The sequence below is a fragment of the Brevundimonas sp. genome (genome assembly GCF_032107865.1).
GTDB lineage: Bacteria > Pseudomonadota > Alphaproteobacteria > Caulobacterales > Caulobacteraceae > Brevundimonas.
This window is the reverse complement of the sequence record NZ_DAMCNG010000361.1, coordinates 1-1,555: the sequence shown is the minus strand read 5'-3', so window position 1 is coordinate 1,555 and position 1,555 is coordinate 1. Positions and strand designations below refer to the sequence as shown.

At 69.5% G+C, this 1,555-nt stretch carries 4 protein-coding genes; all 4 read right to left on the bottom strand.

Features of this window, described 5'->3' with window-relative positions; genetic code table 11:
• Positions 1 to 24: 24 nt before the first annotated feature.
• A complete protein-coding gene (locus RT567_RS16690) occupies positions 25 to 315 on the bottom strand; it encodes a hypothetical protein (RefSeq protein ID WP_313577310.1) in 291 nt (96 codons plus the stop codon).
• Positions 306 to 776 (bottom strand): isoprenylcysteine carboxylmethyltransferase family protein, encoded by a 471-nt coding sequence (locus tag RT567_RS16685; RefSeq protein ID WP_313577309.1) that lies wholly within the window; start codon positions 774 to 776, stop codon positions 306 to 308. Before RT567_RS16685 ends, RT567_RS16690 begins: the two co-directional genes overlap by 10 nt.
• A 10-nt stretch (positions 777 to 786) precedes the next feature.
• A complete protein-coding gene (locus tag RT567_RS16680) occupies positions 787 to 1,155 on the bottom strand; it encodes a cupin domain-containing protein (protein ID WP_313577308.1) in 369 nt (122 codons plus the stop codon).
• On the bottom strand, positions 1,152 to 1,555 hold a 404-nt coding region (locus RT567_RS16675; protein ID WP_313577307.1), incomplete at its 5' end, for an isoaspartyl peptidase/L-asparaginase. The genes RT567_RS16680 and RT567_RS16675, both read right to left, overlap by 4 nt.

Below are 1,555 nucleotides of genomic sequence, written 5' to 3'. Positions count from 1 at the left end.
ATGAGCGGGGCTGACGCCGTTCGATCAACTGTTCGGGGGCGAGATGACGGCGCGGGCTTCGGCGCCGGTGCGCTGGGCCGGGTCGCGGACCTCGACCTCGACGATGACGGCGCCCGCGGGTTCGTGCGCCCACAGGTAGCGGCGCTCGATCTCGACCGTGCGGCCGGACGGCGCCATGCCTTCATAGGTGTCGCCCCAGGGCGTGATGGCCTTCAGCTCGACCCAGCGCAGGCCGCAGGCGGCGTCCAGTTCCTCGATCGCCATTTCCGACAGTTCATCGGCGTGCGGCGCGGGCGTCTCGGGGTTCACAGCCATCGGCGGACCCTTCCTTTGTAGGTCTCGTATTCGGCGCCGAAACGCGCGGACAGATAACGTTCTTCACGGGCGATGACGAAGCGGTCGATCACGATCAGACACGGCAGCAGCAGGCCGAGCGCCACCGGGCTGTCCATCGCCACGGCGAACCCGATGTAGGTCAGGCCGAAGCCCAGATAGATCGGGTTGCGGCTGAAGCGGTAGAGGCCACCGGTCGCCAGCGCCGTGGTCGGCCTCCACGGCTCGGGCGGCGTGCCTAGGCGACGGAAGGTTCCGGCGGCGATCCCGTCCAGCGCCAGGCCGCCGATCACCAGCATGAAGGCCAGGCCGCGCCGCCAGTCCGTCGCCAGCCCCAGCGACGGTTCGTCGATCAGGCGGCCGATCCCGAACCCGGCCAGCAGGAAGGCCAGGTAGATCAGCGGCGGGGGCGCGAGCACGCCGGGATTGTCTCGTGTCGTCATCGGATCTGGATCATATCGCTTGGCCGGATGGCGCGGTGAAGTCTGAGGGCGGAGCATCGCCGGTGTTGATCACCTCGGACGGTTCGAAGATGAGCACCTCGGCCTCCGCGTCGGCGGCGGTCCGATGCTCGACTCCGCGCGGCACGACGATGAACTGGCCGGGCTCAAGCGTCTCCACCCTATCGCGGAACTCCACGCGGAAGCGGCCCTTCCAGACCAGGAACATCTCCTCGGCTTCGGGGTGGCGGTGCCAGGGGAAGACCCCCTGGACCTTCACCAGCCGCACGTCCTGACCGTTCAGTCGTGCGGCGATGCGCGGCCGCCAGTGATCGGAGAAGGCCGCGAACTTCTGTTCAAGATCGACGACCTCGCCGTTCATCGTCCGGCTTCGTCGCCGTAGATGGCCACGCGGGCGGGCGAGGTCGACGACACCGCCCCGCGATACATGCCCGAGGTGTTCATCGAGAAGGCGTGGACGCCGTCCTTGCCTATGACGATGACGCCGCCGTCCCCGCCGATGGTCCCGACCTCGGCGATCTCGGCGTCGGCGGCGGCCTGAACGCTTGCGCCCTCGGCCGTGCGGCGGCAGATGTCGCGCGCGACGGTGGCGCGAATGAAATACTCGCCCGTGCCGGTGGCCGAGACGGCGCAGCCGTCTGCGTTGGAGGCGTAGGTGCCCGCGCCGATGATCGGCACGTCGCCGTCCCGGCCCCAGCGCTTGGCCGTGGTGCCGCCGGTCGAGGTGCCTGCGGCCAGACGGCCCTGACTGTCGACGGCGA

Coding starts and splice junctions, on each gene's coding strand:
- RT567_RS16690 (WP_313577310.1), bottom strand. CDS start 315: ATGGCTGTGAACCCCGAGACGCCCGCGCCGCACGCCGATGAACTGTCG.
- RT567_RS16685 (WP_313577309.1), bottom strand. CDS start 776: ATGACGACACGAGACAATCCCGGCGTGCTCGCGCCCCCGCCGCTGATC.
- RT567_RS16680 (WP_313577308.1), bottom strand. CDS start 1,155: ATGAACGGCGAGGTCGTCGATCTTGAACAGAAGTTCGCGGCCTTCTCC.